This is a genomic window from Enterococcus sp. AZ050, assembly GCF_051715085.1.
Taxonomy (GTDB): Bacteria; Bacillota; Bacilli; order Lactobacillales; family Enterococcaceae; genus Enterococcus; species Enterococcus faecalis.
Window position 1 is genome coordinate 635,757 of the sequence record NZ_JBIOTC010000001.1, and the last position, 18,829, is coordinate 654,585.

Annotated in this window: 17 protein-coding genes, 1 tRNA gene and 2 other annotated features; of the genes, 7 read left to right on the top strand and 11 right to left on the bottom strand. The window is 37.5% G+C overall.

Annotation, left to right across the window (positions count from 1 at the left end; all coding sequences use genetic code 11):
- Nucleotides 1–51: 51 nt before the first annotated feature.
- Nucleotides 52–417, bottom strand: a complete 366-nt coding sequence (locus IGJ04_RS03155) for a DUF1033 family protein (protein WP_002356966.1) — start codon at nt 415–417, stop codon at nt 52–54.
- A gap of 97 nt (nt 418–514) precedes the next feature.
- Nucleotides 515–1,084, bottom strand: a complete 570-nt coding sequence (locus tag IGJ04_RS03160; RefSeq protein WP_002411399.1) for a TetR/AcrR family transcriptional regulator — start codon at nt 1,082–1,084, stop codon at nt 515–517.
- A gap of 132 nt (nt 1,085–1,216) precedes the next feature.
- Here IGJ04_RS03160 and IGJ04_RS03165 point away from each other — a divergent pair, with 132 nt between their 5' ends.
- On the top strand, nt 1,217–1,732 hold the full coding sequence (locus IGJ04_RS03165; RefSeq protein ID WP_002362073.1) for a YbhB/YbcL family Raf kinase inhibitor-like protein: 516 nt from the start codon (nt 1,217–1,219) through the stop codon (nt 1,730–1,732).
- Nucleotides 1,733–1,748: 16 nt separating this feature from the next.
- A complete protein-coding gene (locus IGJ04_RS03170; protein ID WP_016618437.1) occupies nt 1,749–2,987 on the top strand; it encodes a multidrug efflux MFS transporter in 1,239 nt (412 codons plus the stop codon).
- Nucleotides 2,988–3,167: 180 nt separating this feature from the next.
- On the opposite strand, the gene mnmA is transcribed toward IGJ04_RS03170, so the two are convergent.
- The 4 genes from mnmA to IGJ04_RS03190 form a co-directional block, all read right to left on the bottom strand.
- The gene (gene mnmA / locus IGJ04_RS03175; protein WP_002362075.1) at nt 3,168–4,292 is read right to left on the bottom strand and encodes a tRNA 2-thiouridine(34) synthase MnmA; all 1,125 of its coding nucleotides are present in this window, start codon (nt 4,290–4,292) and stop codon (nt 3,168–3,170) included.
- Between the two features lie 225 nt (nt 4,293–4,517).
- Nucleotides 4,518–4,862, bottom strand: a complete 345-nt coding sequence (locus tag IGJ04_RS03180) for a DUF1831 domain-containing protein (RefSeq protein WP_002356959.1) — start codon at nt 4,860–4,862, stop codon at nt 4,518–4,520.
- A gap of 67 nt (nt 4,863–4,929) precedes the next feature.
- A complete protein-coding gene (locus IGJ04_RS03185) occupies nt 4,930–6,075 on the bottom strand; it encodes a cysteine desulfurase family protein (RefSeq protein WP_002360007.1) in 1,146 nt (381 codons plus the stop codon).
- A gap of 156 nt (nt 6,076–6,231) precedes the next feature.
- Nucleotides 6,232–7,206 (bottom strand): ribose-phosphate diphosphokinase, encoded by a 975-nt coding sequence (locus IGJ04_RS03190; protein WP_002362076.1) that lies wholly within the window; start codon nt 7,204–7,206, stop codon nt 6,232–6,234.
- A 212-nt stretch (nt 7,207–7,418) separates the two neighbouring features.
- Between IGJ04_RS03190 and IGJ04_RS03195 the strand changes: the two genes are divergently transcribed.
- The 3 genes from IGJ04_RS03195 to IGJ04_RS03205 are packed head-to-tail and all read left to right on the top strand — an operon-like array spanning nt 7,419 to nt 9,947.
- Nucleotides 7,419–8,168 carry a metal ABC transporter ATP-binding protein gene (locus IGJ04_RS03195; RefSeq protein ID WP_002360005.1) on the top strand — a complete coding sequence of 250 codons (750 nt, stop codon included), beginning with the start codon at nt 7,419–7,421 and terminating at the stop codon, nt 8,166–8,168.
- A complete protein-coding gene (locus tag IGJ04_RS03200) occupies nt 8,165–9,034 on the top strand; it encodes a metal ABC transporter permease (RefSeq protein ID WP_002369145.1) in 870 nt (289 codons plus the stop codon). The genes IGJ04_RS03195 and IGJ04_RS03200 overlap by 4 nt, the downstream gene beginning before the upstream one ends.
- Nucleotides 9,021–9,947 carry a metal ABC transporter substrate-binding protein gene (locus IGJ04_RS03205; protein WP_002356954.1) on the top strand — a complete coding sequence of 309 codons (927 nt, stop codon included), beginning with the start codon at nt 9,021–9,023 and terminating at the stop codon, nt 9,945–9,947. Before IGJ04_RS03200 ends, IGJ04_RS03205 begins: the two co-directional genes overlap by 14 nt.
- Nucleotides 9,948–10,001: 54 nt before the next feature.
- On the opposite strand, the gene IGJ04_RS03210 is transcribed toward IGJ04_RS03205, so the two are convergent.
- The 5 genes from IGJ04_RS03210 to IGJ04_RS03230 form a co-directional block, all read right to left on the bottom strand.
- Nucleotides 10,002–11,540 carry an ABC-F family ATP-binding cassette domain-containing protein gene (locus tag IGJ04_RS03210; protein WP_071646748.1) on the bottom strand — a complete coding sequence of 513 codons (1,539 nt, stop codon included), beginning with the start codon at nt 11,538–11,540 and terminating at the stop codon, nt 10,002–10,004.
- 369 nt (nt 11,541–11,909) lie between these two features.
- Nucleotides 11,910–13,103 (bottom strand): amidohydrolase, encoded by a 1,194-nt coding sequence (locus IGJ04_RS03215; protein ID WP_002410522.1) that lies wholly within the window; start codon nt 13,101–13,103, stop codon nt 11,910–11,912.
- 14 nt (nt 13,104–13,117) lie between these two features.
- Nucleotides 13,118–13,951 (bottom strand): MetQ/NlpA family ABC transporter substrate-binding protein, encoded by an 834-nt coding sequence (locus tag IGJ04_RS03220; protein ID WP_002401303.1) that lies wholly within the window; start codon nt 13,949–13,951, stop codon nt 13,118–13,120.
- An 18-nt stretch (nt 13,952–13,969) separates the two neighbouring features.
- Complete coding sequence (locus tag IGJ04_RS03225; RefSeq protein WP_438839892.1) at nt 13,970–14,650, bottom strand: methionine ABC transporter permease; 681 nt, start codon at nt 14,648–14,650, stop codon at nt 13,970–13,972.
- An 18-nt stretch (nt 14,651–14,668) separates the two neighbouring features.
- Complete coding sequence (locus IGJ04_RS03230) at nt 14,669–15,739, bottom strand: methionine ABC transporter ATP-binding protein (protein ID WP_010713268.1); 1,071 nt, start codon at nt 15,737–15,739, stop codon at nt 14,669–14,671.
- 85 nt (nt 15,740–15,824) lie between these two features.
- Nucleotides 15,825–16,075: a binding site (T-box leader), on the bottom strand.
- A 322-nt stretch (nt 16,076–16,397) separates the two neighbouring features.
- Nucleotides 16,398–16,643 (bottom strand) — a binding site (T-box leader).
- Between the two features lie 263 nt (nt 16,644–16,906).
- Between IGJ04_RS03230 and IGJ04_RS03235 the strand changes: the two genes are divergently transcribed.
- Both IGJ04_RS03235 and IGJ04_RS03240 read left to right on the top strand, forming a co-directional pair.
- A tRNA-Thr gene (locus tag IGJ04_RS03235) sits at nt 16,907–16,979 on the top strand.
- Between the two features lie 157 nt (nt 16,980–17,136).
- Nucleotides 17,137–18,627, top strand: a complete 1,491-nt coding sequence (locus IGJ04_RS03240; RefSeq protein WP_002398603.1) for a glucosyltransferase domain-containing protein — start codon at nt 17,137–17,139, stop codon at nt 18,625–18,627.
- Nucleotides 18,628–18,829: the final 202 nt, after the last annotated feature.

An 18,829-nucleotide genomic window follows, 5' to 3' on the forward strand; every position in this document is an offset into this window, starting at 1 on the left:
AAAAAGAGTTTAAAGAAAATTCCCTGAGGTTTTTCTTTAAACTCATGCGTTTCAAATAACTTTCCGTTTGCAGAATTTTGTTTTGCCAAAATGATTGGATATTGTGGTAAACTCAGCTTTATTTTCAAAAGTAACTGCATGATGATTTTCTAGTAATGCTAAACCGAAGTATTGTTGTAAATCTTCATCGCATTCTTCACACCAGCGTTCTTCCCCATCATTCCAGAAAGCCGTTAAATAATTAGGCTTCGTGTTGACGTATGTATAATTCTGAGAAAGTTTTTGCCAAACTTCCACATAATATGTCTCTGCATCGGTCAAGTTATCGAAGGTTTTTTCTTGAACAATGTCCTCTTGCCAATCATCAAAAAACCACCAAGGTTCATTGTCGCCATACATTGTAATTACTTGATACATTGAACCGCTCCTTTTTTTGCTACTGTAGGTATCATAGTCACTTTCTGAAAAAGTTGCAAGGATTTGGTTTCGGACTGAGAAATTTTTGAAATTTATTTTATCCTGCTACTTCTAAAGAAGCAATAAAATCTTCAATCATGCGACGATAACTTTCTTCCGGCGTGGCTTCTTCGCGTTGAAAATAACCTAAAAAACGTAAGGTAATATAGCCATGGATTAAACTACGTAATTCTCGACTTTTGTGCAGTCGTTCTTCATTATTAAATGGATAAAAAGCTAAAAGTTGTAAGATAATTTGATTGGTTTCATGGATGCCTTCAATTAATTGTTGGTTTTGCGTTTTCGGCACACTGATAAGTAATTCATAGACTGCAGAATTTTCAAAAGCAAATTGTTGGTACGTTTCAGCATATATCCGAATTGCTTCTGCGCCACTCTTACCCACTAAGGCTCTTCGCAATGCATCATTTAATTCTTGAATTAACAAGTCCACTAGAGCATTTTTTACTTCAGCAATATTTTTAAAGTGATTATAGAGTGAAGGATACTTGATGCCTAAATCAACGGCTAAATTTTGAAAGGTTAATTGGTGAACGCCCAATTCTTCCGCTAGGTTGCGGGCACTTTCAAGGATTTTGGCTTTCGTTAAATTCCGTTTTTTTGCCATCTTTCTGACGCCTCCAATTCTTAAATTTTGGACAAGTATTAGTTTATCATATCTATTGACTCTTTTTAAACTATAAATTATAGTTTATAATAATAATTTGTAAACATCATTTTTGAAAGAAGGCTGTTTGGCATGCATATTACCAACCGTTCTCATTTGGCCGATCGTTATGGCAAACGAACCAGTGCAGAATTTTTATTACACGAACGTCCTATTTTATCTTTTCCTATTTCTTTAGCGGCCATTCCTAAAGAAGCCCGCTATTTATCCTGGGAATTAATTGATTATGACACGATTCCTCTAATCGGTTTCCCTTTTATTCATTGGTTAGCTGCCAATGTTCCTGTAACCAATGAGATTCCTGAAGACTTTAGTCGAACAGCACTCAAGCCTACCATTCAAGGAAAAAATAGTCTTGCTTCTCCTTTGGGGAAACAGATGATTCCAGCGCTTGCCACTGAAACGTTACCTGAGTTAACCGAACGTTATCTGGGGTTAAGTCCTCGCTCTGGTGTGCACACCTATACGTTATATGTATACGCTACAAAAAATCCACTAAATTTAAAAGAAGGCTTTTTTGCGAATGAATTGCATCAAGCATTGAATGATCAACGACTCGCCAAAGCCAAATTTGAATTTCTTTACTAGAAAGTGAGGAAATAGAATGTATGAATTAATTAAAAGTAAAATTTTCCGTCCAAGACAACCTTGGGAAAAAAATCTGCTTGTTTTATGGTTTGGCACATTTATGGCTGGTATTGGCTTTAGCTTAGTGATGCCATTCATGCCTCTTTATATCAACACATTAGGTAATTTTACCCACCAACAATTGAATTTTTGGAGCGGAATCACGTTCTCCTCCACTTTTTTAGTCACGACCATTGTTTCACCTTGGTGGGGCCGTTTAGCCGACCGAAAAGGACGCAAGTTAATGTTATTACGCGCTTCATTAGGGATGGCTATCGTCATTAGTTTAATGGGCGCAGTCACAAGTGTTTATCAATTGATTGGCTTACGCTTATTACAAGGTGTTTTTTCTGGTTATATCAGTAATGCGACTGCGTTAGTTGCTACAGGCACACCTAAGGAAAAAAGCGGTCAAGTGCTTGGTACTTTAGCCACTGGTTCTGTTACCGGCACGTTGCTTGGTCCTCTTTTGGGCGGTGTCACTGCTTCTATTTTCGGTTATCGGCCAACCTTTTTCATTACTGGTACGATTTTATTACTCGTTTTTGTTTTGAGTCTCGTCTTTGTCCATGAAGAGTTTGTGCCAATTGAAAAAAATCAAGCCGCATCTGGGAAACAAATTTTAAAAAAACTAGAACATCCCCACGTGATTCTTGGAATGTTTATTACGACATTAATCATTCAAGCTTCCAATAATTCAATTAGTCCCATCATCAGTTTATATATTCAACAATTGTTGGGTGGTCACGGAAATGTCACCTTAATTAGCGGAGTCATTGCTTCTATTCCAGGGATTGCAACGTTAATAGCCGCCCCTCGTTTCGGCCGGTTAGGCGATCGTATTGGCAGTGAACGCATCTTGACAATTGGCTTAATTTTAGCCATTTTCGTTTACCTACCAATGGCCTTTGTTCAAAATGTCTGGCAGCTTGCCATGCTTCGTTTCTTAGTTGGGATTTCCGATGCCTGTTTACTACCAGCTGTTCAAACGTTGATCACTCGTTATTCCCCAAGTGACGCTGCAGGTCGTATTTTCAGTTACAATCAATCTTTCCAAGCGACAGGAAATGTGATTGGTCCTATGATTGGTTCAAGCGTATCTGCCGCTTTCGGTTATCGTGGGGTCTTTATTTCCACTTCTTGTCTGGTTCTCATTAACCTTCTATGGGTTCGTCGAAGCACCGCCGAATTAAAAAAAGAGAAAAATGATGACTAAGTTATACACAGAAAAGTTATCCACAATTTGAATTTTTAATTTTTCTCTTTTTCTTATTTCAAAAAAAATAGGCATATAAAACAAAAAAGAAAAGCGGATATTTACTGGTTTTATGACCAGCATATCCGCTTTTCTTTTGGTTAACTATACGCTTTTTGTTTCACAACTCGTGAAACTTTTTTAGACGTATTGTAGTTCTTTTTCATCTTGGTAGGCGCGATCAATTAAGCCGCCCCCTAAGCATTCCATTCCATCATAAAAAACAACAGCTTGACCTGGAGTGACTGCGCGGGCTGGTTCCTTAAACGTAACGGTTGCTTTTGTGCCATCTTCAGATAAGGAAACATGCACTGGAATATCTGCTTGACGATAACGGAATTTAGCCGTACAGTCAAACTCTTTTGGCATTGGCGTATCAACAGTAAAATGAACCTCACTAGCTTCTAAATGTGTTGCATATAGTTTTTCATGGTGAAATCCTTGTCCCACATATAATGTATTGGTAGTTAAATCTTTCCCAATCACAAACCATGGTTCTTGTGTTTTACCGCCGCCACCAATTCCTAAGCCTTGGCGTTGACCGATAGTATAATACATCAGACCATCATGTTGTCCTTTGATTTCGCCATCTTCTGTCACCATGTTGCCTTTTTTAGCTGGTAAATAATTACTCAAAAATTCTTTGAAATTCTTTTCACCAATAAAACAAACGCCCGTTGAGTCTTTTTTCTTGGCTGTGGCTAATCCAGCACGTTCAGCAATTGCACGAACTTCTGACTTTTCCATGCCACCCAATGGAAACATTGTTTTTGCCAATTGGGCTTGTGATAATTGGCTTAAAAAATAGGTTTGGTCTTTATTATTATCAATTCCACGTAACATATGCACTACGCCATTTTCATCTGTTTCTACTTGCGCATAGTGGCCAGTTGCAACATAGTCAGCGCCTAGTTGCATAGCATAATCTAGGAATGCTTTAAATTTAATTTCTTTATTACACATGACATCTGGATTTGGTGTCCGTCCTAACCGATATTCTGCTAAAAAATATTCAAACACACGGTCCCAATATTCTTTTTCAAAATTGACCGAATAATACGGAATCCCAATTTGATCCGCTACTTTTGCGACATCTTTATAATCCTCAGTTGCGGTACAGACACCATTTTCGTCTGTATCGTCCCAATTTTTCATAAAGATCCCAATTACATCATAGCCTTGCTCTTTTAAAAGCAACGCTGTGACAGATGAATCGACACCGCCACTCATGCCTACCACGACACGCGTTTTGCTGTTATCTGCCATTTTATCACCATCATTTCAATTAGATTCTGAAATCATCCACGATTTGAAGGTCGTAACTTTTCAGTGCTTTTCATTATACTATTTTTTTGAAATAAGTAAAGCAAGCCGGGCGTATAATGAGAAAATACTTGGAACAAAGACACAGCCAACAAGCTATTGCTTTCAAATAAACAGAAAACCTGAAGGAACAAGCTACTTTCACTTGTTTCTTCAGGTTTCTCTAAATTATTCTACTTTCTCTAATACACCACGGCTAATTAAGCCATCCATTAAGAAAAAGTATTTTTCTTTACTCATTTCATGTTGTTCATTCTTGAAAATATTCATTGGTTTTAAACCATTTGCCGTTGTAATGGACATTTTCAACTCTTTTAGATCAGCAGTGATCGTAATTTTCAATTTGAAGCCTTCATTTCTCTGAGGCGTTGGATCTAAGGAACGAATCAATTGAAAGTTCCCTGATTTTGTTTCAGTAAAGCCGTTATCTTTTAATGTATAGCGTTTTGCACTAGGATGTACTTTGTAAAAAACTGTTGAGCCTTCAACAGCAGCCGTTGTTGTAAATGCCATGGGTTCCACCTCGTTATTTTCATTGTTATCTTCATTATAGCGAAAACCTGTAGCTGCCGCAATCAGATTATTTTTTCAATTGTTGAATCACTGCAACTAGTACTTCAGAAAAAGTCGCAATTTCTTCTGGTGTGTTCCCATAGCCAAAACTAATCCGGATTGATTCTTTAATAGCCGAGGAATTTTCTCCATACATCGCTGTCAACACGTGCGAAGGATCCACAGTTCCCGCTGTACAAGCCGAGCCTGTTGAAATCGCAATACCTCTTAAGTCCAAATGCATTAAGAGCAAATCACTGGGAATTCCTTTTAAATGAAGATTTAAGACATGCGCTAAACGATTGGTTGGTTCACCATTAATTGAAAAATCAATATTGGCTTCTTCTAACGCTTTTAAAATAATCGTTTGAAAACTTTGATAGGCTGTTTTTCTTGCTTGCTTTTCTGCAGAAGTTAGTAATGAAACGGCAGTACCCATGCCAATAATTCCAGCTAAGTTTTCCGTGCCCGCACGTCGTTTTTCTTCTTGTTCCCCACCATGTAAAAGAGGTGGTAATTGGATTGCATCGCTTTTAAATAAAAAACCTACGCCTTTTGGACCATTGATTTTATGAGCGGAAATACTTAATAAGTCGATCCCTAATTCATGAGGTAAAATGACTTCACTTCCATAAGCTTGGACGGCATCTGTATGAAAAATCGCCGAATGATTTTTAAGAATTGCACCAACTTCAGCAATCGGTAATCGATTTCCAATTTCATTATTGCCATACATCATTGAAACCAAGATCGTTTCTTCGCGTAAAGACTTTTTGAATTGATCCATTGAAATCTGACCATTTTCATTCACAGGCAAGTAAGTCACTTCAAAGCCTAACGTTTCTAAGTATTCCATCGTTCGTAACACAGCGGGATGTTCAATTGCCGTAGTAATAATATGTTTTCCTTCCTTTTGACGAGAAAAAGCAACTGCCAAGATGGCTGTGTTATCCCCTTCTGTGCCACCACTATTAAAAATAATTTCGTGGGGTTTGGCTTGTAAGCTCTCGGCAATCGTTTGACGCACTTCTTCCAGAAGACCGTGTGCCTTTCGTCCAAACTGATGAATACTTGATGGATTGCCAAAAGTCGTTTGCATATTTTCAGTCATCGCTTGAATGACCGTTGGATGAAGCGGTGTTGTTGCCGCATGATCTAAATAAATGGGTTCCAAATGACTCGTCCCTTTCCTTATGTTCTGGCGTTATTCTAGCATAAAAAGCTTAAAACACAAAATCAGAATACTTTCTCTTCTATTTATAAAAGAGATAAGAAAAATAGGCCCAACACTATTAAAGTTGTTAGACCTATTTCTAGTTTAAGGAATCACTTATTCTCCTTTTGGTTCTAAACGGAATAATGGACTCATTGGTTTATTTTCATGAATACGAAGTAACGCTTCCCCCATTAACTCAGCGCAAGAAATAATATTCAAGGTTGCTGGTTGGCGGTCTGCTGTCGTATAAACAGAGTCAGTAATACTAATTTCCTTAATCGGCGCATTTTCTAAGGTTGCTTTTGCGCCTTCTGATAACAAACCATGCGAGGCGCAAGCATACACTTCTTGCGCACCATTTTTCATTAAAACTTCCGCCGCTGTGGCTAACGTTTGACCAGTATTCAAAATGTCATCAACAAGAATACATTTTTTCCCAGCGACATTCCCAATAACGTAACCTTCTTGGCGCACCCCATCAATCTCTTCATGGTCGACAATTGCTAAGGTCGCATCTAAGTACTCCGATAAACTACGTGCGCGTTGAACGCCACTGTTTTTAGGCGAAACAATCACAATTTCTTCCCCTACTAATGCTTGTTGACGATAATAATGAGCAAACAAAGGCATTGTAAATAAATTATCTACTGGGATATCAAAAAATCCTTGGACTTGAACAGTATGCAAGTCTAATGTCAACAAACGTGTTGCGCCTGCCTCTACCAACATATTAGCAACTAATTTCGCAGTAATGGGTTCTCTTGGTTTCGCTGTGCGGTCTTGGCGAGCATAACCATAGTAAGGCAAAATAACATTAATTGTTTTTGCGCTAGCACGTTTTAATGCATCAATTAAAATAAGCAATTCCATCAAATGATCATTTACAGGAGCATTCGTTGCTTGGATGATGTAGACATGATCGCCACGAATACTTTCTTCAATATTAATTTGAATTTCGCCATCACTAAATTGGCGCACGGTGCTTTTTCCTAATTCTGTTCCTACTGATGCTGCGATTTTTTCAGCAAGTGGTCGATTTGCATTTAAACTGAAGATGCGTAAGGTGTCATCTTGATAGTTTTCGGTCATGATATCCTCCGTCAATATAAAATAATAGTCGTTTTCATTCATATTCTACCATTTTTTGTCATAAAAATCATGGGATCCTCCTTAATTTATTGAAAGAAACGGTTTTCTTTGTGAAAAAAGCGCTTGTATTTAGGTGCACCTAAAAATTATTTGCATTTTCTTAAACTATCCCTTATACTGATTTTAAGGCAAACCTAAAAAGGAGGAATTTCATGAGAAAAAGCTTTAACTTAGCTGTTCAAGCGTTAACCGTTCAATATCAAGGACGGACCGCTTTAAATAATATCCACGTTACTATTCCCTCCGGTAAAATTACTGGAATTATCGGACCAAATGGTGCTGGAAAGTCAACATTTATTAAAGGGTTATTAGGCTTGATTAAAACAAAGGAACGTGATGTTTTGTTAAATAATCAAGCGATTGACCAACAAAAAACAACCATTGCCTATGTAGAACAACGTAGCGCCTTGGATCTTAGTTTCCCAATTAGCGTTTTTGAAACGGTCTTGCTAGGAACCTATCCAAACTTGGGACTATTAAAACGCCCAGGAAAGAAAGAAAAGCAAGCAGCCATGGCTGCATTAAAAATGGTGCAATTAGAAGACTATGCGCAACGCCAGATTGGCGAACTTTCTGGTGGCCAATTACAACGTGTGTTTATCGCTCGTGTTTTGGCCCAAGGTGCTGAGGTGATTTTTTTAGATGAACCTTTCGTCGGCATTGATATGTCTAGTGAAAAAGTGATTATGGATATTCTCAAATCATTAAAAAATCAAGGTAAAATGATTATCATTGTTCACCATGATTTGCACAAAGTGTCCCACTATTTTGATGAATTAATCGTTTTGAAAAACCGGCTAATTGCTGCGGGTCCTGTTGAACAAACATTTACTGCAGAAACGCTCCAAGAAGCATACGGTGATTTGTTAGGTGATTTATTAATACAGGGGGTTGCAAAATGATTGCTGCATTTATTGATGGTTTATTCCGTTATCAATTTTTACAAAATGCCCTTTTGACGTCTGTAATTGTCGGACTCATTTCAGGGGTAATTGGTTCATTCATTATTTTACGTGGGATGTCTTTGATGGGTGATGCGATTTCACATGCTGTTTTACCAGGGGTCGCTGTTTCTTATATGTTTGGTTTCAATTATATTTTTGGCGCTTCTATTTTTGGCTTATTAGCTGCATTATCAATCGGCTTTATTACCCAAAAAAGTCCACTAAAAAATGATACTGCCATTGGTGTTGTCTTTAGTTCTTTTTTTGCTTTAGGGATTATTTTTATCTCTTTTGCAAAAAGTTCCACCGATTTATATCATATTCTGTTTGGAAATGTATTAGCGGTCGCAGATACCGATATTTTAATTACTTGTGTCGTCGGCGTGATTGTTTTGATTTTTGTGGCATTGTTTTATAAAGAGTTGCAACTCACTTCTTTTGATCCCACAATGGCTCAGGCCTATGGTTTAAATATTCAATTTTTCCACTATGCATTGATGTTTTTACTAACATTAGTCGCTGTTTCTTCTTTGCAAACCGTCGGAACTATTTTAGTCATTGCCATGCTGATTACGCCAGCGGCAACAGCTTATCTATTAACAAATCACTTACCGACAATGATTGGCTTAGCCTCTACTTTTGGGATTTTAAGTTCAGTGATTGGCCTATTCTTTAGTTATTCTTATAACTTAGCTTCTGGTGCGACGATTGTTTTAACCGCCGCCTTATTCTTTTTATTGGCTTTCTTTTTCTCACCAAAGAAAGGCCTAGTATTTGTAAACCGTGAGAAAGAAATGGAGGAATCAACGAATGAAAAAATTTAGTTTATTTTTTTTAACACTTTTAGCAGGGTTAACGTTAGCTGCTTGCGGGAATCAAGCCGCTGAAAAGAAAGAAAAATTAGCAATTGTGACAACGAACTCGATCCTATCTGATTTAGTGAAAAATGTTGGGCAAGACAAAATTGAGCTGCATAGTATTGTGCCAATTGGGACAGACCCTCACGAATATGAACCGTTACCAGAAGACATTGCGAAAGCTTCTGAAGCGGACATTTTATTCTTTAACGGCTTGAACTTAGAAACAGGCGGAAATGGCTGGTTTAACAAATTAATGAAAACGGCCAAAAAAGTTGAGAATAAAGATTACTTTTCTACAAGCAAAAATGTTACGCCACAATATTTAACAAGTGCCGGTCAAGAACAAACAGAAGATCCGCATGCTTGGTTAGACATTGAAAATGGCATTAAATATGTAGAAAACATTCGTGACGTGTTGGTAGAAAAAGATCCAAAAAATAAAGATTTCTATACAGAAAACGCGAAAAATTATACCGAAAAACTTAGCAAACTACATGAGGAAGCCAAAGCTAAATTTGCTGATATTCCTGATGATAAAAAATTATTAGTTACAAGTGAAGGTGCCTTTAAATATTTCTCCAAAGCTTATGATTTAAATGCCGCTTATATTTGGGAAATTAACACAGAAAGTCAAGGAACACCTGAACAAATGACCACGATTATTGATACCATTAAGAAATCAAAAGCACCTGTGTTATTTGTTGAAACCAGTGTCGATAAACGTAGTATGGAACGGGTCTCAAAAGAAGTGAAACGACCAATTTACGATACACTTTTCACAGACTCTCTTGCCAAAGAAGGAACAGAAGGCGATACGTACTACAGCATGATGAACTGGAATTTAACAAAAATCCATGATGGCTTAATGAGTAAATAAATAATAAAGAAGAAAGAACCAAGTTGACTCCCCCTCAACTTGGTTCTTTCTTCTTTATTTAACTAATTCCTCAATATCAATTACTCGATCCACAATTTCTTCATAAAAATCTGCTTCATGGGAAACCAGAAAAACCGTTCCTGGGTAAACGTGAATTGCTTCTTGTAAACTTTTTTTGGCCGCTTCATCAATATGATTGGTTGGCTCATCTAAAAATAACAAATTACTTGTTTGCATCATTAGTTCCGCTAGTTTTACTTTTGTTTGCTCACCACCACTTAACAGGGCTAACGACTGCATTGCTAGCTTATCTGGTAAACCTGCCCTAGCCAAATGACTTCTTCGCTCTTTAATCGTTGTATCTGGAAAACGATCTGATAAATAGTCTAGCGGCGTTAACTGCTCATTAGGCCACGCTAAGTCTTGGGTAAAATAAGCAATTTTTGTATTCAGCGGATAATGAAATTCTCCATCTAATGAAGGAATCACTTTCGTCAACGTTTTAATTAATGTTGATTTGCCAATCCCATTAAAGCCTTTCAATGCGACTTTTTCACCGACATGAACCATTAAATCTAACGGTTCTAACAAAGGTTCCCGATAGCCGACAACTAACTTCTGGGTCGTTAGTGCTTGCGTTGCAACTAACCCTTGATAAGGAAATTCAATCGCTGGCTTAGTCAAGGAACCAGGCGGAGTCAATCGTTCCAACCGGTCCAATTGTTTTTGACGACTTTTAGCCATCGTTGCTCGATTTCCAGCTTTGTATTTACGAATATAGGCTTCCATTTTTTCAATTTTTTCTTGTTGGGCCTGATACTGTTTCAAATAGGTTTGTTTATTCTGCTCTTTTTGTGCAAAAGATTTTTCTACATTTCCAGTATATTTGGTTAACTTGCCAAACTCAATGTCTGCGATGCAATTCGTCACTTCATTTAAAAATTGATAATCATGGGAGACTAATAGAAAGCTTCCTTCAAAATTATTCAGATAGCGAACAAGCCATTGAATATGTGTATCATCTAAATAGTTGGTGGGTTCATCTAAAAGTAACACATCAGGGGCCTCTAACAATAATTTTGCTAAAATCACTTTTGAACGTTGACCACCGCTTAGCTCCCCTAACTTTTTATCCAAACCAATTGCTTGTAGTCCTAACCCATTGGCTAAATCCTGAATAATCGTGTCGCTTTGGTAAAAATTACTTTCATCTAAATCTGTTTGTAATTTGCCTGCTTGTTCTAAAAGTTTTTCCGAAGCCGTTTGACTGTATTCTTCATAAAGTTTTGTCAGTTTCGCTTCTTTATCAAAAAGTTCTTGAAAGGCTTGTTTCAAAAAATCAACCATCGTTAGTGATTGTTCTACAGAAACATGCTGATCCAAGTACCCAATCTTACAATTTTTTTGCCACTGAATCGTTCCTTCGTCTGGCAATACTTCCCCCGTTAAAATTTTAATTAAGGTGGATTTGCCGACACCATTTTGGCCAGTTAAGCCTAAATGATCCCCTTTATTCACTTGCAATGAAGCCTCTTCATACAAGACCTTTTCGCCAAACCGATGCGTTAAATGTTCAATAGTTAAAATACTCATTTTCGTCACTTCTTTCTTGTTAACTGATTATTTTGGGACAACAAAAAAAGAACCACGTCTGCACGTCGTCCATCCTGACAGAAATCCCGACAACCGCTTGTACGTACACTCAAATAAGACTAGCTTTTCTAGTCAAAAAATGTCCTATCAAGCGATGAAGAAATTAATTGCTCGGCTCCACAACAGTGCTTCATCTGTTCTTAAACTATCGGGAGCTACTTTTCTTGTTAATTTATCAGTTAAAACAAAAAACATGTGAATCACCTTTCTTATGCTTGTATTTTACCATAGAATGACAAGAAAGCAAGCCACGTTGGTTTATAACGAAAGGAGCCCACAAACCATCATTTTGTCGGCTCCCTATCCCTATTATTCTGATAAATAGTTTAATGCATAGCGTACGTGGTACTCTGCTGCTAAAAGTAAGGCACGTTCATCAATATCAAATTGTTCATGATGGTGTCCAAAATGAGTAGCAGGATTTTCAGGGTTTCGTGAACCGACCCGTCCATAGATACCAGGAATTACCGCTAAGTAATCAGCAAAATCATCCGCCCCTAAACTTTTAGGATGATCGGTCACAACATTTTCAAAACCAACAATTTCACTGGCTACCTGCTGTGCACGGTTGGTTGCTTGTTCTTCATTAATTAATGGATTCGCTGCCGCATAAACAGAAAAATCAGCAATTTCTGTGCGATGAGACTGGGCAATTTCATGGGCAATTTCTTCGACTCGTTGTAAAACAAATTGGCGCGTTTCCTGACTAAATGTTCGGACAGTACCTTCAATGGTTGCCTGGTTTGCTACAATATTATAGCGTGTTCCTGCTTGTAAAACGCCAATTCCTACTACGACAGAATCTAAAGGATCAATCTCGCGAGCTACAATTTTTTGTAATTCCACAACGATACTGGCCGCTGCTAAAACAGCATCCCGGCCATTCTGTGGTTGGGCGACGTGACTACTTTGACCACTGACTTCAATTTTAAAAATATCACAAGAGGCGTTGGTGGCGCCTTTGGTAGCGACTAATTTTCCGACCGGCACACTAGAATCTAAATGAATCCCAAACACTTGGTCGATTGCTTCTAAATAATTTCCTTCCACAAATTGTCGCGCGCCTGCACCAATTTCTTCAGCGGGCTGAAAGGCCAGTTTAATCGTTCCTGAAAAGGTATCCTGATGTTTTTTGAGCACTTTAGCTGCACCTAGCAATGCTGCCGCATGACCATCGTGTCCACAAGCATGATTGAGTCCTGGATTTTTAGAAGCATAGGCAGTACCTGTTGCATCTGGCAATTCCAACGCATCAATATCTGCACGTAACAAAATCGTTTTGCCAGCGCCAAGACCTCCTTCAATGGTTGCTAAAACACCCGTTTCCCCTACTTCTACAAAAGGAATAGCTAAGGCTAGTAGTTCTTCTTTAATTCGCTTAATCGTTTCATATTCTTTTAAACTTGCTTCAGGGTATTGATGAAAATGACGTCTTAAATGGATTATCCATTCCTTTTCTGTAGCAATAGCTTCTTGGATTGTTTGAATCGTTGTTGTACTCATTATAAATGCCTCCTTTATTTTTTACCAAATGTTTCCCAGGCTGGAACATTGGCGCCTTTTGATGTTTCTGCAATGACCTTTTTCGTTTCTTCTTGTTGATATTCTTCTACAACTTTTTGATAAAGTTTATTCTCTTGATCTTCTTCTCTGGCCACGACAATGTTCACATAAGGTTTCGCTTTTTCGTTTACAGGTTCTAAGAAAATTGCATCTTTATCTGGTGTATACCCAGCATCGACAGCCATGCCGCTATTGATCACTGAAGCATCGACATCTTGTAAAGCACGCGCTGTTTGCGTAGCATCTAATTCAGTTATTTTCAATTGGCGTTTATTTTCAGTAATATCACTGACAGTCGGTAGTTGCTGTTTCGCAGGATCAACTTTTATCAGTCCTGCAGTTTGTAATAAAATTAACGCCCGCCCACCATTCGTTGGGTCATTAGGAATAGCAATTTCTCCGCCGTCTTTAATTTTCGTGATATCTTTCAATTTATTAGCGTAAATTCCCAATGGTGCATTGACTGTATTGCCAATTGATACTAATTTCGTCCCATGTTCTTTATTGTAATTGTCTAAAAAGATTTGATGCTGAAAGGCATTTAAATCAATTTCTTTTTCTGCTAATGCTGCGTTTGGTTGCGTATAGTCTGTAAATTCTACCAATTGTAGATCAATATTTTTCTTTTTCAAACGCTCTTTGACCGATTCCCATTCATCGTTTTTTGTTCCTACAACGCCTAGTTTAACAGTTTCTGTCTTAGTATCCTTCGCAGTCCCCGATGCACAACCTGCAATCGTAAAAGCTAATACCCCAATAAGTCCAATTAATTTACTAAATTTTTTCATTTGTCATTTCTCCTTTTTCTAATGTGATGTTTTTTTGATTAATTGATTACTAATGGCTTGACTGATAAATACCATAATTAAAATAATTAACGTGGCCATAAATGTCACATCGGTTTGAAAGCGATTGTAGCCTCGAGTAATCGCTAAGTTGCCCAGACCACCAGCCCCAATCGCTCCTGCCATGGCTGTTAATCCAATTAAATTAATAATTGTCACCGCTGAAACACGAATAATACTTGGTAACCCTTCAATTAGATAAACCCGAAAAATAATCCCTAAGGGACTCGTCCCCATAGCTTCTGCCGCTTCGATAACGCCAGGATCCACTTCTAATAACGCATTTTCAATTTGGCGCGCGAAGAACGGGATTACGCCAATAACTAATGGGACTAACGCTGCGGTTGTACCAATTGTCGTTCCTGCCAAAATTCGTGTTAATGGTTGAATCAGTGTGAGCATAATGATGAAAGGAATAGAGCGGCAAACATTAATAATTTTTTCTAAGACACTATACAGGGGTGGATTTTTCAAAACACCACTGGGGCCAGTACTGACAAGCACGACACCCAACAAGACTCCTAACACACCAGCAATCAATGCTGTCCAAAAAACCATGTATACTGTTTCCCATGTACTTTGAAGAAATTCTTGTTTTAATTGGACAACATTCGGAAAATATTTCTCAAATAATTGATACATTCTCAGTTCACTCCTTTTTTAAATCACCTGTAAATTCTGCTTTTTCTTCGTTTGCTGATAGGTTTTCAAAACATTGGTTCGCACGCCTTGTTTCGCTAAATAAGTAAGGGCTTGTTGACGCTGGGCCTCATCACCAGAAAGCACCACAATTAAATGACCAATAGGAACGTTTTGAACAATTTCGACATTACCATAAAGGATATTCGTATACACCTGATATTGGCTATACAATTGTGCAATTAATGGCTCGTTCGTTTGATCTCCCACATAAGAAAATTCAATTAATTCTTGATTTTTATCTAAATCAGCTAATTTAGGATGTTCAAGAATCGTGGTTAATGCTTGGTCAATATGAGTTGCTGTCCGAATAAAATCTTTGGTTAAAGGTTGTTGGGGTTGACTAAAAATCGAAACAATATCGTTTGATTCGACAACGCAGCCATTTTCCATCACCGCGACTTTATTACAAATTTCTTTAACCACTTGCATTTCATGGGTGATTAAGACAATCGTCAAGTTCAGTTCTTGATTTAACTTTTTTAACAAAGCTAAAATCTGTCCTGTTGTTTTTGGATCTAACGCACTCGTCGCTTCATCACAAAGTAAAATTTCAGGATCATTTGCTAAAGCGCGGGCAATCGCAACCCGCTGTTTTTGCCCTCCTGATAGTTGACTGGGGTAAGCGTCCCGTTTTTCACTTAGTCCAACTAGCTCTAATAAATGGCTGATTTTTTGACGCCGTTCACTTTTACTTAGCCCAGAATATTTTAATGAAAAATCGATATTACTAAATATGGTCCGCTCTTTCATCAAATTAAAATGTTGAAAAATCATTCCAATCTTTTTTCGTTGTTGTCGTAATTCCTTTTTAGAAAAAGTTAAAATATTTTCTTTGTTAATAATAACGGTGCCCGCTGTTGGTCGTTGCAATAAATTAATTACCCGTACTAACGTACTTTTTCCAGCACCGGAATACCCAACGATTCCGTAGATATCCCCTTTATCAATCGTCAAAGAAACATCTTGGACAGCCTGAATTTCTTGTTTTTTTTGTTGAAATGTCACACTGATATTTTTTAGTTCAATCATTCTTTATCCCCCTTCATTCTTACCAACCTGCATTTTTTCACAAAAAAGAAAAAAGCATCCTCAACGACACAACTCGAGTTGTATCGTTGAGGACGCTTTTTTGCGTGTTACCACCTCATGTTCAGAATTTGCTCACACAAATTCCCTTTTCAAGTACGGAACAATATGTTCGATACCCTAGCTCGATAACGGGAGCACCCGTCGCCGCCTTGTGTTTAACACTCGGAGCGCTTGCTCAATAGCCATTTTCCAAAACGTCTTTGTCACCTATTCTCAGCTACCTAGGCTCTCTGTTAGACAAATCAAGTCTTGTACTTACTATATCACTGCTTTTTTATTTCTATTCATTTTAAACTGATTTTCGTTTATTTTCAAAATCAAACAGACTAGAGTTCCTACCCCTTCAAGCATCGAGTAATCGCAGATAATAGCTGCTCTCTCTCTTTGCATCAGTCGTAGTGCCCAACAGGATTTGACTGTGGCGAGAATCGTAGGAACATTTTCGTGCAAATGATACAACCTGCCCTCCGGTCACCTTGTACTGTTCATCACTTACAAAGGCCATACTGCGTCGAGTAATCGCAGACAGCATCTACTCTGTCGCTTCGCGCCAGTCGTAGTGATTCACAGCAAAAAGCCCTTCACTAGCGTTTTGCTAGTAAAGGGCGAATGATTCGCGGTACCACCTTTTTTCGAAATATAACTGATTCTTTATATCTCATCTCTTATCCAAGTCTTTATTAACTTGGTGCACATGGTAACGGGTGCTTAGCCGAAATTGCTTACTTATCAGCAATTTATTCTCAGAGGCCATCTTCAACTTTTCTGAACCTTGTCCCTTTTCACCAATCAGGACTCTCTTTTGAAGGTCATCAAAATTTACTCTTCTCTTCAACGAATGAATAGTTATCTGTGATGATGATTTACACTTTACTAGAGAAAAAAGAGATTGTCAACAGTTTTTCTTAGAAAAAAATCATTTTTCTTTTTTTACGAAAGAGCAATTGACAAACTTTCGTCTATACGTTATTCTATTTCTTGTGCACGAGATTTGTACGATTTTTCAAAAGGAACTTTGACGATTACTCGTCGCAGTGTAGCCTTTGAAAATGAACTCTATGGGTTTCACTTCGTTGCAATCCTCGAGTTAGTTTAGCCTTTGAAAGTGCCGCCTTAGCTCAGTTGGTAGAGCACCACCATGGTAAGGTGGGGGTCGCCGGTTCAAGCCCGGCAGGTGGCTTTTTGGTAAAATCCCAACTCTTTAATAAAGAGTTGGGATTTTTTTGTTTTGCCTACCCTTAGTGTTCTGTCAAGATGAGAAAATAACAAAAGCAATTTCTTCATTCCACTCGTTATGGTATATTTTAATTGTTAAATAATTATTGGAGTGGAGTACAATGATGAAACAATTACCTACAGAATCAAAAAAATTTGATTTAAAGAATTGGTGTATTGAAAATAAAGCCTATCTTCTATTGATCATTTTAATTTATCAAGTGGCAGTTTTATCCATCGGCATTATCAATTTCCCTTACTTAGATGATAATGCTCGCCAAGTCGCTGGAATGACAGATTTTGGTACGACTTACGCACGTTGGGGCAGTGAATTTCTCTCATGGTTTGTTCAAGGAAGTCGTCATTTGACAGATCTGGGCTTGACCACACCGATTCTAACAGGTCTTATCTTATCTCTCACAAGCATACTGGCAATTTATATCATCAATGACCAAAAAATTAGCTGGGGTTCCTCTTTAGTAGCTACTTTAATTGGCCTCAATCCTTGGTTCCTCCAATGTCTTAGTTTCAGGTTTGATAGTCCCTATATGGCATTGAGTATTTTTTGTTCGTTTCTTCCTTTTTATTGGTGGCAGCGTAATTCTTTTACGTTTTTCTTGGTTTCTGTCTTTTCACTGTTTGTTATGTTTAATACTTACCAAGCCTCGTCAGGAATTTATATAGTTATCGTCTTATTCCTTACTTTCAAGCAGTTACTTGCTGGAGAAAATTTCATTGCTCTTTGTAAAAAAGTCGCACTTGCTGCTATCGCTTATCTACTTTCTATAGTCAGCTACCTTATCGAGTTAAAATTTGTACCTTCCGCAACAAACAACATTGGGGGCAGTCAGGCCTTACCAAGTTTCCACGATATTCCCAGTGTGGCTTATCAAAATAGTTACCATTATTTTTCAGAGCTATTGAACCAGAGTAATCGTTTATGGCTTTTATTACTGCTCCTACTGCTTGTTTTATTTTTTATTAGTCATCTATCAAATAGCAAAATCAACTTGGGCTTAAGTTTCCTTTATTGTATCTTGTATTTAGGACTTGCTTCTCTCTTAAGTTTTGGTATTTTTATTGTCTATTCAAGAAATATCGCTGGTGATGCGCCTCGCTATATTTACGGATTTGCTGTTTTTGTTACAATCAGCATGTTAAGTTTATTTAACAATCGACAAGTGAAAGCAATTTATCTAACTTCGTTACTTGTGGCCAGCTTGTTATCTTATTATATTTTATCGTTTGTTTTGGTGTATTCTTCCACATTAAACTATCAAAAAGAAGCATTCAATCGCCAAGCAGCTGTTTTAACAGATGATTTAAAAAATGTTGTAACAAACGAACGAAAAAAAGTTTATTTAAATACGTTTTTCAAAAATTCAACTGTTTATGCTAATACAAGTCGAAACTACCCAATTCTTTCAAAAATCGTGCCACCAAATGACGGTCTATATTTCCCTAATTACGTTTGGTTCAATACTTCATCGAATTTAGGAGTAGAGATGGCACCACTGACCGATACGGATATGTCTAAAAATCAAAAAGTAGTAAGTAATCACTTTTATGACATTTATACAAACAACAAAGAAATATTTGTATTTATGAAATAATTTGTTCCATCCAAAAACACTTCTTTTGCAATAAACGTGACTGTATGGTTTGATTAAGATGGATTAAGTATTCTTTTCGGGTAAAGCTAGTACTTCCTGAAACTTGTTTATTTCCCATTTTTCTTATGAAGTAACAAAATTTTTGAGAAAAAACAGTTCGTTTTCTATGTTATGATAGAGAAGTGAAAATCACCAGAAAGGT